This is a genomic window from Agrobacterium sp. CGMCC 11546 (assembly GCF_013365515.1).
GTDB classification, from domain to species: domain Bacteria; phylum Pseudomonadota; class Alphaproteobacteria; order Rhizobiales; family Rhizobiaceae; genus Agrobacterium; species Agrobacterium fabrum.
In genome coordinates this window covers 1,856,705-1,873,400 of the sequence record NZ_CP047388.1, presented here as the reverse complement: position 1 = coordinate 1,873,400, position 16,696 = coordinate 1,856,705, and the positions used below count along the sequence as shown (strand labels likewise).

The following is a 16,696-nucleotide window of genomic DNA, read 5'->3' as shown; positions in this document are numbered from 1 at the left end:
GCAAATTCCTACGGGTCCATTCACCCGAATGCCCGTGCGAGAAGAATCCGCATGGATTTCATCAGGTCGCCCTGTTCCGCGACATTTTCAGGAGCCTTGCGAAACAACAGGCGCAAAATGGACCGGCGCTGCTCGTCGCTTGGATGAATATCGAACTTTCCGGAGTTCTGCGCGTGCTCCGCAGGGCTGATCCGCATCCACCCCGCCTCCGGTACGAAAACATCCTTTACATCGCTGGAAGACGGAACCGCAGCCAGTGTGATGTTTTCCGTCGAGAGGCCGGTGATACGCACCGGTCTCGTTGAGGATGCGGACCGCAACTGCCCGCGAAAATCCACTCCGATCATTTCCTCCTTGCCGAAACGCGGCAATTCAATGCAGCAAATGAAGCTGGTGAATGCGATAACCATCGCGACGGCGGACCAGATCAGATTGAGGCAGTCCCGCGAGGACAGCTCGGACGGAGCATCCAGACCATAGACAGCCAGCACGATGGAGACGGCCGAAGACAGGGTCACGAAAGCGAAAAAAATCGCCGTCGGGAGGTGGACACGGACCTGGGATCGGTCTCCTCCCTTTTCGGTGACTTTGAACGGGCGCCCGAACGGTTTACGGATTGCCTGAAAAAGCGTGATGGTAATGGGTACAGCGGTCAGGGCGTGGGTGACTTCGGTGAAGAGAGGAAGCGTCCTCTTGCCGGATATCCAGGTGGAATAGGTCCAGAAAAGCGCAAGAGATGACAGGCCGAGCTTCATGAACATCAGCTCATCGACCTGCAGCGCCGACACGCCCGTCAGCCAATAGATGGACGGCGCAAGCAGCAGGCACAGGATAAACGGCTTCGACAGCCAGCAGAAAAGTCCATGCAGATAGTGCAGCCGCTGCGTCAGCGTAAAATTTCCACGCCAGAGAGGTCCGGTCCGCAGAAGCCCGATCTGGATCGTGCCGAGACACCAGCGGGTGCGCTGGGTGATGTATTCGGGTACACCTTCCGCCGACAATCCAACGCTCAACTTCTCATTCAGCCAGCGCGTGACATATCCCCTTTCCATCAGGCGATATGTCAGCAGCATGTCTTCGGAAAGCGCATCCGAAGGGAAACCACCAATACCATTTACCGCGGCGCGGCGTACGACGAAGCTGGTGCCGACGCAAAAAGCGCAACCAACGGCATCCTTGGCCGGCTGGAAGACGTCGAAGAAGACCCGCTGGTCGTCCACGAAGCTCTTGTCTATACCGAGATTGTGCTGAATTGGATCACTGTTGAAATAGAATTGAGGCGTCTGGACGACAGCCACCTTCGGGTCCGAAAAGAGACCCGTCACGCGCCGCAGGAAGTTTGCCTGGGGGGCAAAATCCGCGTCGAGGACCATGATGAAGTCGGAAACCTCTTCCAGCGCATTGGTGTGGAGCAGCGCATTGTTGAGATTTCCTGCCTTGGCGTGCTTGTTGTCGGGACGTGTGACGTAGTTCACGCCTACGGCTTCGCAATAGGTTCTTACCTCCCCGCGACGTGTGTCGTCACAGACGAAGACGCGCAGTCGAGGATAATCCATCGCCTGCGCGGCGATGATGGATTTTTCGAGAACGTTCAGCGGCTCGTTGTAAGTGCAGATAAACACATCGACGAGCGGCGCATGCGGGTTGCCTGCAAGATATGCCTCTCCCTGATCGGCAACGGCTGACCAGTCGGTTCGGCGAAGAAGTATGAGGATGGACCCCATGGCATAAAGCACCGAGATCAGCTCGAAGGTGAAATAGGTGTAGCACCAGAGCGTTTCGAGGGAGAGTTCCGGCGGCGGCAAGGTATCCGTTGCCCGCCATACGATATAGACACCAAGCGATAGCAACATGATGATGCTGAAGGCCAACCTGTCGACCATCTTTCTGGGATCAGCGAGAAGGGCAAACAGGATCGCCCCAATCGCAATCGTCAGGTTCACATAGAGCACCGACTGAACGTCACCTTCAGCACTGAAATACATCGCCCTAACCTCGCAGTTGGTCGGCTGCGCGTCGGGTTCCGGGCGCGCATCTGAACATCATTTTTGAAAATGAAGAACTGCCCTGCGGGTATAGGAGTGAACCTGCAGGGCTCGCCCAATCCATGCGGGTGTCAGGATTGAGTTCGCGAAATCTTGGTCTGGGGAACGGGCCCGTTCGCGGCATGCCTTGTGTCATCCAGTTGACGGTTCGGCGCTGCAAGCTCCGGCAGCCGTCCCTGGCGTGGCTGTTCCATTCCCATATAGGCGAAGATCCTGTTCCGCGACGATTCAAGGAGCGCCATGGCTGCCTGCGTGACAGACGGAATCTCCTTCGCGGAGTTCTTCGCATATTGGAGGAGATCAGCGGACGCTTCGTGAACGTAGTTTCGCGTCCTGTCCAGCCATTCGTTTGGCAGGGTCACATTGACCCATGTGCCGACCGAGCAGGATTTCTGATGCGAAAGATCGGGCTGATCGGTACCATCCATGCGGATGAACGCATAAAGTTCGCGTCTCTCTGTTGGCGGAAATGGGACAGCGTAATCAAGATCCACCCGTTCAGTTGTGCGCGGTACCAACCTTTCCACCGTGCCACTGCTCTCCTGGGCCCAGCCCCCCGCATCGACCTTAACACGCGAGCCAACGGAGAGTGCCTGCGCCTGGCGCTCGGAGAAGATAGCGACAACAAACGCGTTGCGGCAATCGAGTGCCTCTGCGAGCGTGTCACCGGCGACAACTTCCCGCCCGGTGGCAGCCACCGGCTTGTAGAGCGTCGTTCCCGGCGGAATGGCAAGATCTGCATGCGTCAACCTGTCGATGCGCGAGGCCTCAGTCGTTGCCAGGGTCTCGAGTTCGCTTCTCCGTGTTTCAAGTGTGGTCATCTGCATCCGCACCTGCATCAGGTCAGCCGTTCTGGTGCGGATTTCCTGCTGGAGGTTCTGCAGCGATTGCAGATCGGATCCAATATAAATCCCCTGCCGCGCGAAGGTCATGTCCTTGTTCAGCTTGTTGACAGCGACACGTGCCGCCTTCAGTTTTGTATCTTCAAGTTGTATCGTATCGGCGATGTCTTCGCTTATGCCTTGAAAAACGCCCTTGTCGACGAGTTTTTGTTTGCGAGCCGCTTCGGCTTTTGCGATCCGCGTGGAATAGGTAACCATCTGCAAGGCCGCCTCTGCAGCCTCGAGATCGGACTCGGTCCGCAGCAGCAAAGCCGCCTGCTGGCTGGAAAGATCCCTGTTCAGGTCGTCGATCCGCGAGGCATAGTCCGAAACGATCGAGTTCTTCTGGCGCATCTCATTGTCGAGCGCCGCCAGTTGAACCTTCAGACCGATCAGCGTTGTATTGTCCACCTTGTCGTTCTCGATGGTGGCACCACCCCTGTCGTTCAATGTTTTCACAACGCCGCTGATCGGCGTCGTCAAGGGAATAATGGGGGCATTGATCAGAGCACGGCTCGTTTGAGAGGTGAATACAGGCGGAAACACGGAAGAAGAAAACACCGTCGCCACCACACCGAGAACAGTATAGGAGGCTAATCTTACGGATGCGCCTTTATATTTTGCGTCAGGCTTATTGCGGAACAGCATGAAATCAACTCCTCTGTTGTTGAGAAACCGTTCCTCCCGCAGTATTGAAATGGTGAATGAAGTTCTTGTGCGCCGCAACATAGTAAAAATTGCATTAACTAATTTTCCAATTTTGACCAACAAATAGGCATCTGACGATTTTGGGGACGCGAAAATTCATCGAAGAGAATTTGAAAGACGAAATTTCAATCGTTTCATATTAGAATTGCCTTTTAAATGGCGTGCTTGGAAAACACACCCTGGCTTCGCCATTTCGCATATGCAACTTATGGGGGCGACGGCATGCCGTCGCAAAGACCTACCGCCGGGTAGGTCAAGTTCCAGACCGCAAGCGCGTTAGCGCCTCAAGTCGGTATGGAAGTGCCGTTGCTTTTTCCCAAAACTCGTCATTTGATGTCGGTCCAAGCTGGATTGGGGACACATATGGACGGCACGCATCTCTTCGAACTCGTGATCGCGATGTTTCTTGCCATTATCGTGCTGCATTATATTGCGCATCGCTTGGGACTGCCCCCTTCCGTGGCGCTTCTCGCAGGCGGGGGAACCTTGGCCTTCGTGCCTGGACTGCCGACAATCTCCGTCAATCCAGAGTTGGTGTTGGTGATCTTCTTGCCGCCACTGCTGCTGGATGGCGCGTGGTCCATCTCTGTTGACCGTTTGAAACGACACGTCTTCGGAATTGCGTCTCTGGCAATCGGTGCAGTGCTGTTCACGACAGTCATCGTCGCAGTTGTCGTGCACTTTCTGATGCCCTCATTGCCATGGGCTGCCTGCGCGGCCCTCGGCGCTATTGTCTCCCCTCCTGACGCGGTCTCGGCAAGGGCCGTGCTGGAAAGGATCAGGATACCCAGGCGCCTCCAGATTCTGTTGGAGGGAGAAAGCCTTTTGAACGATGCCAGCGGGCTTGTGCTTTTTCGTTTTGCTGTCGCCGCCGCAGCGGGTGGGGTTTTCAGCACGGTGGATGCCCTTGGTGAATTCTTCTTCCTGGCCGTTGGTGGCGCCGCAGTGGGCGCGTTCGTTGGTCTCCTGTGGGTAAAAACCGTTCGCCATCTGGGCGACGAATATTTGATGATTGCCGCGACCGCTGTCCTGTCCTGGGCCGCGTATATTTTGGCAGAGCAGGCGCAGACATCAGGTGTGATTGCAACTGTTACCGCGGGATTGATTGCGTCCTGGCATCAGCACACCGTGTTATCTGCCGCAACACGAATGCGCGGCACGTCCTTCTGGAATGTCCTGGTCTTCCTGATGGAGGCCATGGTGTTCATTCTCATCGGATTATCCCTCCGCGATGTCGTTGAACGCGGCGGCGGCTTTGGCTCGATAGCCAGTTCAATGGCATTGCCTGCACTTGCCGTCCTTGTCACGCTGGTAGCGGCACGGTTCGTGTGGATATTCGCATCCGACTTGGTCATCAGGTTGTTTCACGGCCTGAAACTCGCCCACTCGAAGCCTCTTGGACCAGGAGCGGTTACCGCACTCGGTTGGGCTGGCATGCGCGGTGTTGTTACGCTGGCTCTTGCCCTGAGCCTTCCGGAAGATTTTCCTGGTCGCGATTTCATTCTGGTCATGGCTTTCGCCGTCATCATGGGAACCGTTCTCATACAGGGGACAACGCTCGGACGGATCATCGCATGGGCGGGGCTTGGAGGGATAGAACCGGAACGCGCGCCGATGACGATGAGTGAGGCCGAAGCATCCATGGCCCAGGTGCAATTCACGACTGTTCAAGGTCTTGCATACGACGAAAACGGCGAACTCATCCATCCGCAACTCCTCAAGAGGTATGAACATCGACTCGCGGCCAGTGTGAAATACGCTGAAAGCACCGAAAAATACTCACCGCTTCTGCATGCTCATTTTGATGTCGTGCTCAAGGCCGTTGCCGCCGGCAGGAAGGAACTCATACGTCTACGCCGTGAGGGACAGATCGATGACGAAACGCTCAGAGAGCTTGAGCATGATCTCGACCTCGAGGAACTGACTGCGATATCGGCCAAGGCGTGAATATTCGTCGGTTCCTGCGCGCTGACGGGGTAAAGGTCAAAATCAAAATCCACTCCCGCCAGGAACGCACAGGAATATGCGAATGGCGGATACTGACGCCCTGTCCGGCAAGGCGGCCTCCAAAAACTCCAACACCTTGCGATAGTCCGATTCTTGCCGGCATCCACACCGTTGCGGCACGACGATTGTGCTGCCCGCCTACCTCAGGCTTCCAAGCCTCGGAGAGCAGCGCACCTCTTGGACATCCCTTGCCGCACCGTGCCTCCGACAAAACGAGGTCAGCTACCGCTTCGAACCATTCTTACGCTTGACCATTCTACGAAGCATCGAGCCCGCTCTTGCCTTCCGCGGAATGAGTTCGATGTCGCTGACCAGCTTCGCCCCGCCATCCCGGCGCTCCAGCGTAATTTTGCGGCTGTGGAACGCTTCCAGTTCGGCACGGTGCGCCACGCTGATAATCGTTGCATCGGGAAGTTCTTCGATCACCGTCTGCATCATCTTATCCTGACTTTTCTCGTCAAGAGCTGCCGTCGCCTCGTCCATGACGATGATATCGGGAGCGTTCAGCAACAGGCGCGCGAAGGTCAGACGCTGTTTTTCTCCGCCGGACAATGTCTGGTCCCAGGGCGCCTCGTCCTCGATTTTTTCCTTGAGCTGACCAAGACCGACCTTATCGAGCGCAGCGCCAATCTCTTCGGACGTCCAGCTTTCGGCGGGCTGCGGATAACAGACAGCGCGACGAAGCGTACCGGCCGGAATATATGGCCGTTGCGGCAGCATGAACAATCTACTGTCGGCGCGGAAGTTGACGCTTCCTCCACCCCAGGGCCAGAGACCGGAGATGGCCCGCACCAGCGTGCTCTTGCCGGAGCCGGACTCTCCAGCCACCAGCACTCTCTCTCCGGCGCCGATTTCGACGTCCGTCTCTTTGACGACCGCCGTGCCGTCACCCAGAGAAACGGAAACATCCTTGAGACTGAGTATTGTCTCCCCTTCCGTCTCGCCGCGCACTATCCTGCCGACCGTATCGCTTTTTTCAGCCCGTTCGAGGCCATCGAGCGACATCATCAGCGAGGCAACACGCCGGGCGCAGGCATTCCAGTCGGCGAGACGCGGATAGTTGTCGACCAGCCAGCCAAACGCGGACTGGACAATCGTGAAAGCGGAAGCGGCCTGCATGACCTGACCAAGCGACATGCTTCCATCGAGAAACTTGGGTGCGCACAGGAGAAGCGGTACGACGGGCGCGATCAGCATCGAGCCGTTCGAGACGACCGTCGTTCGCATGTACTGTTGCGCCATGAGACGCCATTGCCGTCGGACATTGCCGAACCTCTTGTCGAGATCGCTTCGTTCTTCCTCCTCGCCGCCAAGCAGGGCGATACTCTCACCATTTTCCCTGACGCGCGTGAGCGTATAGCGGAATTCCGCCTCGACCTGGTTTTTGACTTCGGAAACCTTGACGAAATTGCGCGCGATGAAGGCGATGGACGTGGAGGTAATGGCGGCATAGATCACTGCCGCAATGACAAGGAAGCCGGGGATCGTGACGCCGGCCCCGCCGATCGAAACAGTCAACGCGCCGCCGATCGTCCACAGGACAACGATGAAGGTGGAGGCAGACACGAAGGCTGCGATGACACCGGACACAAAGTCCACCGGTGCCTCCGTCGCAATCCGCATATCCTCCGAGAGCCGTGCTTCGGGATTTTGGTGGTCACCATCAATCAGGTTCAGCTGATAGTAACGGCCATTTGCAATCCACCTGCCAACGAGTGCCTTCGTGAGCCAGGAACGCCAGCGCCGCTGAATACGCATTCTCACATAAACCTGTGAGGTGATGATGAAGACGCTACCGAGGACCAGCGGGGGGAAAATCGAGGCGAGAAAATAAACCGTCGACGCGTCCCGCTTCTCGATAGCGTCGAAAATGCCGCGATTCCAGATATTGATGCCATACTGAAAGCCGACATTTATACCGATCATCACCAATAGTCCGAGCGTGAACGGCCATGCCAACGCATCGCCGCGCCGGCTCCAGAAGCCCCGGGCGCTGATCCAGAAGCGTTTCAGCAGATATTTCCTGCGAACCTCTTCCGCCTGCTCCGGGGTCAAGTCCGAAGCGGGTTCCATCTCCTCCGGCGGAGGCGGCTCGTCGGTGTCAGGAGCATCCTGTTGAGATGCGGTTTGGGTGCCAGTCTCGTCGGCACCAACGACCGGTTTCGGTCCTGCGTCTTTGTCACTCATGGGCGCTAAACGAACGATGCGTTGAAAGGTTTCACGGTTTCGTGATGCCGCATGAAATATAGTGCCGGTGTTGCGCAGAGCTTTTCATAGACCTCCAGATCCGCGACTTTCTGGTTTCGCCGCGACAGATCAAATCGATGGTTAACCGCTTGCTGATTTCCCGTTTGACGATATGTCCTAGAACAACGAGACTCTGGAATTGGACCCGCCGCTGAGGTTTGTACGACCACGCGGCAAGAAGACGGCGCCATCATGCGACTTAGTACCATCACGAACCTGGCTTACGCTGTGACCCTGATACTCACGACGGTATCGGCGACCACTTTCATTCTGTCAGCCAGAAGCGCCTCTCAAGAGAGGGCGGCAATCCAGGATCATCTCGACATCAGCGATCTTGCCGAGGAACTGGCAATCATCGCGGATGAGCGCACCGAGGAAGCGCGACTTTACGTCATGCGCGGCGACGAGCAGCACCTGGCAAAATTCTACGTCGACGAAGATCAGGAAAAGCACCTCGAAAACACCTTGGATAAACTCGCCGCACACGGCGTTTCGCCGCAAGAGGCGAGATCATTCGAGGAGATAAGAAAAAGCGCCGACGTCCTCGACAGGATGGAGCGCGAGGCCATCGGGTTTTATCGATCCAGCCGCCAGAGCGAGGCACAACAGGTCTTGTTCGGCGATGAGTATTACCGGCTGCACAGGGGCCTGCTGGATACCGTCGAGACGCTGAGAGAAACACTTGCGACCCGCACGCAGGCAACTGTGGACCAGGCCAAAAGCCGAAGCGATTTCTACGGATCGATCGCCAAGGTGATGCTCGCCCTGACCGCGTTGATGTTTCTGGCCGTGCTCTATTTCGTCCTCAGCAGACGCGTTGCGGCACCGCTTATCAGGATGAGCAATATCGTCATGCGCCTTGCGCGGCAGGACTACAGTATCGACGTGTCCGACGAAGGACGTCGGGACGAGATTGGGGAAATGAACCAGGCGATCAGGATCTTCCGCAGCAACGGGCTGGAAAGGGATCGGCTTGACGCGGAACACCGCCGGAACCAGCGCATCAAGGATCTGATCCTGCAGATGATGCATCGGATACAGGCATGTCAGAATCAAGATGAACTGTCCGACGTCGTTTCGAAATTCATGCCGCAGATTTTCCCCGCTATTGCCGGCCGCCTGCTTGTGCTCAAGGAAAACAGTTCGCTTCTCCAATCGACCGGACAATGGTCCGACCCTTCGTTTTCCGCCCCGGAATTTTTGATCGACGATTGCTGGGCTCTGCGTCGTGGACGTCCCCACGTCAGCAACCAGGACGGCGACGATGTCGTCTGCCATCACCTTCAGGGGAGTTTCGGAACCGGCCTGTGCATACCGCTGACGGCTTTGGGCGAAATCGTCGGCTTGCTTTATCTCGAAATTCCAGAGAGGAACGACACGCTGGAGACAGAGCGCCTGTATCTGGAACTCCTTGCCGAAAATATCGGCCTTGCCGTCGCAAACCTCCAGCTCCGTCAGCGGCTGGTTGGCATGGCAAGGCAGGACGCCTTGACCGGTCTGCTAAACCGCCGGTCACTTGACGAGGCGTTGAACCGACACATTGAGAAGCCAACCGGTTCGCTTGCCTGTCTGATGCTGGACATCGACCATTTCAAGCGCTTCAATGATCGCTTCGGCCATGATGCCGGTGATGCGGTGATGCAATATGTCGCCCAGGTGCTTTCCGAGGCGACCAGCGATCAGGGTACGCTGTTTCGGTTCGGCGGCGAGGAATTCACCGTGCTGATGCCAGATGCAGGAATTGAGGACGCAACCAAGCTTGCGGAGAAACTCCGGCACGCCGTAGAACGGGCGCCCTTCACCTACAGAGGCCGCCTGCTCGACCCGGTAACCATATCCATCGGCATCGCAACCGCACCGGGCGCAGGGACCGTGAGCAGCGTCCTGGAAAGGGCGGACGCCGCGTTGTTAAGCGCCAAACAGATCGGCCGGAACAAATGGGTATCGTCCGATTCCCTGTGAATCGAAGGCATTAATCGCGATTTATTTCGCCGCTTCCGGCTGGCTGCGGTCTCCGGAAAAGAGGCTTGCCGTCAGCCGGCAGGCGCTGGGTTTCCGACGGTAGAACGCAAATCTCGAAAAATGACATTGACAGCCCAACGTTTTTACATTTCCTTGTAAACCGGTTTAGTAAATCGCTTTACAAAGCCGGTAGAGGTCGAAAAGGCCCGGATTGAGTGGAACAGAAAGCGAAAGTTCAATGGCGCGTAACCATGCGACCAGTCTCAAAGATGTTGCCCAGGCGGCAGGCGTTTCCGTCGCGACCGTATCGCGTCTGTTGAACGGCACGCTGGAGCTGCCCTCGGAAACGAAGACGCGGATCGAGACCGCCATTCGTGAGCTCAATTACGTTCCCAATCCCCACGCCCGGCGCTTGAGCCGGGGCCGCTCGGATACGATCGGCCTGGTCGTTCCCGACATTGGCAACCCCTTTTTCGGAATGCTGGTCGCGGCCGTGGAAGAAGAAGCCGACAGGCGCGGCCTTGCCCTGTCGCTGTTTGCGACGCTGAACCGCAAGGGCCGCGAATTGTCGTATCTGAGATTGCTCGCCCGCAATCACGTCGATGGTCTCGTCTTCATCACCAACCATCCCAATACCGATGAACTGGCGGAACTGATCAACACCACCGGTAAGGTCGTGGTCGTCGATGAAGACGTTCCCGGCGCAACCGTTCCAAAACTCTTCTGCGACAATGAACAGGGCGGCCGCCTGGCAGGCGCGCATCTTGCAGAGCACGGACACAGCCGGGTTCTTTATGTCGGCGGCCCGGAGGACATGATCAGTACCGAACGCCGTTTTCGCGGAATGACATCCGCCCTTGCCGAACGAAAGTGCGAGGCAGAGCTTTCGATTACAAGATATTGTGGCGCCTACACCGTGGAATTCGGCAGGGCTGCTGCCCGCCGGTTTCTTGACGAGGGCCGGCCGGCGACGGCGGTATTTGCGAGTTCGGACGAAATCGCCATCGGTTTCGTCGAAGTGCTGCGGTCTGAAGGCGTGCGTATCCCGCAGGATGTCTCGATGATCGGTTTCGACGATGTCGGGCCGCTGCATCTGTTTGCCCCGCCGCTCACCGCCATTCGCCAGCCGGTCAGTGCAATCGGCCAACGCGCTTTGTCGCTTCTGCTTGAAACCAACTGGGATGAGGGTGCTCCACCGCTGTCGGAGGAGCTGCTGCCCGTCGAAATCGTCGTGCGTGAATCCGTTGCGCCGCCCGCGATCAAATAAAAAGCAACGAAACCAACAGAGGAAGAACGATAATGCCAAATTTCAAACGTCGATATTTCTCCGCCGCTCTCGCCGCAACCGTCCTTGCCGGCGCGACTTTATCCGCTGGTCTGGTCCAGGCTGCCGAAAAGACCATTGCCCTGGTGCAGATCAACCAGCAGGCGCTGTTTTTCAACCAGATGAACGAAGGAGCGGAAAAGGCCGCTAAGGAAGCCGGCGTCAAGCTGGTGATCTTTAACGCCAACAACGATCCCGCAGCCCAGAATAGCGCCATCGAAACCTACATCCAGCAGAAGGTTGACGGCATCGCCGTGGTCGCCATCGATGTCAATGGCATCATGCCGGCTGTAAAGCAGGCGGCCGCCGCCAATATTCCCGTGGTCGCGATTGACGCCATCCTGCCGGAGGGTCCGCAGAAGGCGCAGATCGGCGTGGATAACGGCAAAGCCGGCGCCGACATGGGAAAATTTTTCCTCGACTACGTGAAGTCCGATATGGGCGGCAAGGCCAAGATCGGCGTCGTTGGTGCGCTGAACTCCTTCATCCAGAACATCCGCCAGAAGGGTTTTGAAGACACGATCAAGGACAAGACCGGTATCACGACGGCTGGTGTCGTCGATGGCCAGAACGTTCAGGACACTGCACTGTCGGCAGCGGAAAACCTGATCACCGGCAATCCAGATATGACGGCAATTTATGCTACCGGTGAGCCGGCGCTTCTCGGAGCGGTCGCCGCCGTTGAAAGCCAGAGCAAGCAGAAAGACATCAAGGTGTTTGGCTGGGATCTGACCAAACAGGCGATCACCGGCATCGATGCGGGTTATGTCGCAGGCGTCATCCAGCAGGATCCTGCCCAGATGGGTGCAGCCGCAGTCAAGGCGCTCAAGACGGTCGCCGATGGCGGCACCGTCGAAAAGACCATCGCCGTGCCGGTCACCATCGTCACCAAAGCCAATGTCGAACCTTACCGCGCGGTTTTCAAATGATTGCCGCCGGACAGCCCACAGGCGCTGTCGACGGCGCCGGGGGAGATGTTCTCTCCCGGCAGCCCGATCGTGAAGCGCGTATCTCCCTGCGCAATATCCGCAAGACATTCGGCTCGCATCAGGCGCTGCGCGGCGTCGATCTCGATATCTTTCCCGGCGAATGCCTCGGCCTCGTCGGGGACAATGCGGCCGGTAAATCAACCCTCACCAAGGTGATCTCCGGCACCTATATCCCTGATGACGGCACGATCACCATGGAAGGCGAAGCCATTCGCTTTTCAGGCCCTGCCGATGCCCGCAACCGCAATATCGAGATGGTTTTCCAGGACCTCAGCCTCTGCGACCATATCGATGTCGTGGGTAATCTCTTTCTCGGGCGCGAGATTACCAAGGGTCCGTTTCTCGACCGGCCGACCATGCTTTCGGAAGCCCGCAAGATGCTGGATGCGCTGGAAATCCGCATTCCGCGTCTCACCTCCAAGGTGGAGAAACTGTCCGGTGGCCAGCGGCAGGCAATCGCCATTGCGCGGGCGGCCTCCTTCAATCCGAAGGTTCTGATCATGGACGAGCCGACATCGGCGCTTGCCGTGGCTGAAGTGGAAGCCGTGCTCTCGCTTATCAATCGTGTCAAGGCAAAGGGCGTGTCGGTCATCCTCATCACCCACCGGCTTCAGGATCTCTTCCGTGTCTGCGACCGCATCGCCGTCATGTATGAGGGCACCAAGGTGGCGGAGCGCCAGATCAACGACACCAGCCTCGAGGATCTCGTGCGGCTGATCGTGGGAGGGCAACGTCATTGACCGTCTATACTGAACGCGCCAAAGGCTCGCCGCTCTCGGATTTCTTCGCCGAGAATGCACAGGTGCTTTCCATTGCAGCCTTTTTTGCCCTCTGCTTGGTGTTCTTCTCCGTGACCACGGATACGTTTCTGACGGCCGGCAATCTTCTGAACGTCGTCCGTCAGGCCGCACCAATCCTGATCGTCTCCGTCGCGATGACATTCGTCATCATCACGGGCGGTATCGATCTGTCTGTCGGCTCGATGGTCGCCCTGATCAACGCCGTTGGCGCCATCCTGCTCGCGGCCGGTTACCCCTGGCCGCTGGTTGTCGTTGCCATGCTGGTGCTCGGCGGCGGGCTTGGCCTGGTGCAGGGCTGGTTCATTGCCTATCAAGGTATTCCGGCCTTCATCGTCACGCTTGCCGGTCTCTCCATCCTGCGCGGTGTCGCCCTCTACATCACACAGGGATATTCCGTTCCGATACCGGATGCGCCGGGGTTCTTTTACCTCGGCAGGGGTGATTTTCTCGGTATGCCCGTCCCTGCCCTGATCGGCGTCGTCGTTACCGTGATCGCCTATATCGTTCTTTCGAGCACCCGCTATGGTCGTCGTGTCGTCGCGGTCGGCTCCAATCCGGAAGCGGCGCGCCGCGTGGGAATGCCCGCCAAATGGATTCTCGCCTCGGTCTATCTGGCCGCAGGCGTGGCTTCAGCCATTGCCGGCCTCATGATTGCGGCGCGGCTGGGGTCAGGATCGTCGAATGCGGCAGTCGGGTTCGAGCTTCAGGTGGTCGCGGCCGTGGTTCTGGGCGGCACGTCGCTGATGGGCGGACGCGGCACCATTCTTGGCACGGTGCTGGGCACCATGACCATCGCCGTTATCGGCAACGGTCTTATCCTCATGCACATTTCTCCCTTCTTCACCCAGATCGTGACGGGCGCCATCATCCTTGCCGCAATCTGGCTCAACACACGCATCTTCACCGCGAACTTCCGCCTTGGCGTGAAGAGAAAGGGCTGATGCGATGACCACGGAACTGTCTGAAGGACATATCCGGTCGGGAAAGATCATGACCGTGCGTGGCCCAATCGCTACGGATCAACTCGGCGTCACGCTGATGCACGAGCACATCCTCAATGATTGCCGTTGCTGGTGGAACGCCCCCAAGACAGCGGAGAGGCAATATCTTGCCGAAGGTTTCGTCTGCATGGAAATCCTCGGCGAGCTACGCCAGGATCCCTTCGTCAACAAGCACAATATCACGCTGGATGACGAACCGCTGGCGATTGCGGAACTGAAGGATTTCGTCGCTGCCGGTGGACAGACGGTTGTGGAGCCGACCTGCCAGGGTATCGGCAGAAATCCGCTGGCGATGCGACGGATTTCACAAGCGACCGGGCTCAACATCGTCATGGGAGCGGGTTATTACCTTGCGTCCTCCCACCCCGAAAAGGTGGCCGGGCTGACGGTCGATGCCATCGCCGACGAGATCGTGCAGGAGGCGCGACACGGCGTCGATGGCACCGATGTCCGCATCGGTCTGATAGGCGAAATTGGGGTATCGGCGGATTTCACGGCTGCGGAGGAAAAGTCCCTTCGCGGGGCTGCGCAGGCGCATGTGCGCACCGGCCTGCCTCTGATGGTTCATCTGCCGGGATGGCTTCGGCTGGGACACCGGGTTCTCGACGTCGTCGCGGAGGAAGGTGCGAATCTGAACCATACCGTTCTTTGCCACATGAACCCGTCCCATGCCGACATTGCCTACCAGAGCGAACTTGCAGGCCGCGGCGCCTTTATCGAATATGACATGATCGGCATGGATTTTTTCTATGCCGACCAGCAGGTGCAGTGCCCCAGCGACGAGGACGCTGCCCGTTCAATCGTCACGCTGGTGGAAGGCGGTCACCTCGACCGCATTCTGCTTTCCCACGACGTCTTCCTGAAAATGATGCTGACTCGATATGGCGGCAATGGCTACGCCTATATTCTAAAGCACTTCCTGCCGCGCCTGAAACGGCATGGGCTCGACGACGTCACTCTTCAAACCTTTATGCGGGATAATCCGCGTTCGGTCTTCCAGGCGAAGACCTGACGAACCTATGGAAATGGAAAGATCATGACAAAAAAAGTGCTTCTCGTCGGTGAAAGCTGGGTCAGTTCCGCCACCCACTACAAGGGCTTCGATCAATTTGGCAGCGTCACCTTTCACCTGGGCGCAGAGCCGCTGGTGAAGGCACTCGAGGGCAGCGAATACGAGCTGACTTATATGACTGCCCATGATGCGGTGGAGAAGTTTCCCTTCGAGATGGCAGGGCTCGATGCCTACGACGCCATCATCCTCTCGGATATCGGTTCGAACTCGCTCCTGTTGCCGCCGGCCGTCTGGCTGCACTCGAAAACCGTGCCGAACCGGTTGAAGCTCATCAAGGCATGGGTGGAAAAGGGTGGCGGCCTGCTGATGGTTGGTGGCTATTTCTCCTTCCAGGGCATCGACGGCAAGGCGCGCTGGCGCCGCACGCCGGTGGAAGATACGCTTCCCGTTACCTGCCTTCCATGGGACGACCGCGTGGAAATTCCGGAAGGCTCGACAGCCGATATTTTGAAACCAGACCATCCGACCGTCGCAGGCCTTTCCGGCGAGTGGCCGCTCCTGCTCGGTGTCAACGAGGTCGAGGTGCGTGATCGCGCCGATGTCGAGGTGGTTGCCCGGCTACCGGAAGATCAGGGTTCTCATCCGCTACTCGTGACCGGAGGTTTTGGCCAGGGCCGAACGGCAGCATGGACCTCAGACATTGGTCCGCACTGGCTTTCTCCTGCTTTCTGCGAGTGGGACGGCTATGGGCGCCTGTGGAAGAACATTCTCGGCTGGCTGACGGAAAAGCCGTGATCGACAGGCTCAGGCCCGCAGAATGGCCATCATCTCCTCATGGCTGGGAAAGGCATCCTGCGTGCCACGGCGGCCGACGGTGATGGCTGCCGCTCTCGAAGCATCCTCCAGCGCGCGCGCATCGATAGCGACGCCGCGACGTATGGCGGAGGCAAGCGCAACACCCGTAAAGCAATCGCCGGCACCCGTGGTATCGACGATTGTAGCGGGCGCTGCCGCGACCTCGATTGCACCATTGGCAGACACGAGCACGCAGCCCTGTCCGCCGAGTGTGATGATGACGAGGCCGACGCCGGCACGCAGCAGAAAAGCGCCCGCCCCGGCGCCGCTCTCACCGGTCAGCGCCTCTGCCTCGATGCGATTGAGGACGGCGATGTCGATGAGCGGCAGAATGCTTACAAACCACGGCTGCAGCGGTGAAGGATTGAAGGCCGTCGTCAGCCCCTTCGATCTCGCCGCATTGAGGATGACGAGGGTTGTCTCTTCCGAGAGATTGCCCTGCAGGATGACGAGGTCGCCGGAGACAGTGTCGCCAAGTGCGTCCAGGGCTGCGTCTCTATCAAGCGCTGCGGCTGCGGACCGGGTGGTGATGATCGAGTTTTCACCGTCAGGGGTCGTCAGAATGATGGATATATCGCTGGTGGCGCTGTCGACGGGAATGAGCTTTGGTGTCAGGCGCTCGCGGGTGAGCGCTTTTCCGATCGCAATGGCGCGGTCGTCCGTGCCGATGGCGGCGACCAGAGTGGTTTCGACGCCGCACCGTGAAAGAACAATGGCCTGGTTGCAGCCTTTGCCACCGAGACTGCGCGAGGCCTGCTCGCCGAAGATTGAAGCGCCTGCCTGAGGCAGTGCGGCAATGGAATAGGTTTCATCAAGTGCGATATTGCCGATAACAAAGGCGCGCATGGAGAACTTTCGAAAGGGA

The 16,696-nt window shown here is 58.0% G+C and carries 12 protein-coding genes; 8 read left to right on the top strand and 4 right to left on the bottom strand.

Features of this window, described 5'->3' with window-relative positions; all coding sequences use genetic code 11:
• Nucleotides 1–20: 20 nt before the first annotated feature.
• On the bottom strand, nt 21–1,985 hold the full coding sequence (locus GSF67_RS23090) for a glycosyltransferase family 2 protein (protein ID WP_006311971.1): 1,965 nt from the start codon (nt 1,983–1,985) through the stop codon (nt 21–23).
• A 131-nt stretch (nt 1,986–2,116) separates the two neighbouring features.
• Nucleotides 2,117–3,697: an HlyD family efflux transporter periplasmic adaptor subunit gene (locus GSF67_RS23085; protein ID WP_244399799.1), complete on the bottom strand. Its 1,581-nt coding sequence runs from the start codon at nt 3,695–3,697 to the stop codon at nt 2,117–2,119.
• Nucleotides 3,698–3,997: 300 nt separating this feature from the next.
• On the opposite strand from GSF67_RS23085, the gene GSF67_RS23080 reads away from it, so the two are divergent.
• Entirely contained in the window at nt 3,998–5,581 is a 1,584-nt protein-coding gene (locus GSF67_RS23080) for a Na+/H+ antiporter (protein WP_006311961.1), read from the top strand.
• A gap of 282 nt (nt 5,582–5,863) precedes the next feature.
• Here GSF67_RS23080 and GSF67_RS23075 read toward each other — a convergent pair whose 3' ends face one another.
• On the bottom strand, nt 5,864–7,828 hold the full coding sequence (locus tag GSF67_RS23075; RefSeq protein WP_176072089.1) for an ABC transporter ATP-binding protein/permease: 1,965 nt from the start codon (nt 7,826–7,828) through the stop codon (nt 5,864–5,866).
• A 252-nt stretch (nt 7,829–8,080) separates the two neighbouring features.
• Between GSF67_RS23075 and GSF67_RS23070 the strand changes: the two genes are divergently transcribed.
• From GSF67_RS23070 to GSF67_RS23040, 7 genes are all read left to right on the top strand, one after another.
• On the top strand, nt 8,081–9,850 hold the full coding sequence (locus tag GSF67_RS23070) for a diguanylate cyclase (RefSeq protein WP_176072088.1): 1,770 nt from the start codon (nt 8,081–8,083) through the stop codon (nt 9,848–9,850).
• 238 nt (nt 9,851–10,088) lie between these two features.
• A complete protein-coding gene (locus GSF67_RS23065) occupies nt 10,089–11,117 on the top strand; it encodes a LacI family DNA-binding transcriptional regulator (protein WP_006311957.1) in 1,029 nt (342 codons plus the stop codon).
• Between the two features lie 32 nt (nt 11,118–11,149).
• Nucleotides 11,150–12,103, top strand: a complete 954-nt coding sequence (locus GSF67_RS23060; protein WP_006311956.1) for a substrate-binding domain-containing protein — start codon at nt 11,150–11,152, stop codon at nt 12,101–12,103.
• A complete protein-coding gene (locus GSF67_RS23055; protein ID WP_006311955.1) occupies nt 12,100–12,903 on the top strand; it encodes an ATP-binding cassette domain-containing protein in 804 nt (267 codons plus the stop codon). Before GSF67_RS23060 ends, GSF67_RS23055 begins: the two co-directional genes overlap by 4 nt.
• Nucleotides 12,900–13,904 (top strand): ABC transporter permease, encoded by a 1,005-nt coding sequence (locus GSF67_RS23050; RefSeq protein ID WP_006311954.1) that lies wholly within the window; start codon nt 12,900–12,902, stop codon nt 13,902–13,904. The genes GSF67_RS23055 and GSF67_RS23050 overlap by 4 nt, the downstream gene beginning before the upstream one ends.
• 4 nt (nt 13,905–13,908) lie before the next feature.
• A complete protein-coding gene (locus GSF67_RS23045) occupies nt 13,909–14,976 on the top strand; it encodes a phosphotriesterase (protein WP_006311953.1) in 1,068 nt (355 codons plus the stop codon).
• Between the two features lie 24 nt (nt 14,977–15,000).
• Complete coding sequence (locus GSF67_RS23040; protein ID WP_006311952.1) at nt 15,001–15,771, top strand: glutamine amidotransferase; 771 nt, start codon at nt 15,001–15,003, stop codon at nt 15,769–15,771.
• A 9-nt stretch (nt 15,772–15,780) separates the two neighbouring features.
• Here the strand turns inward: GSF67_RS23040 and GSF67_RS23035 are convergent, their stop codons facing one another.
• On the bottom strand, nt 15,781–16,677 hold the full coding sequence (locus tag GSF67_RS23035; protein ID WP_006311951.1) for a ribokinase: 897 nt from the start codon (nt 16,675–16,677) through the stop codon (nt 15,781–15,783).
• Between the last annotated feature and the right edge of the window lie 19 nt (nt 16,678–16,696).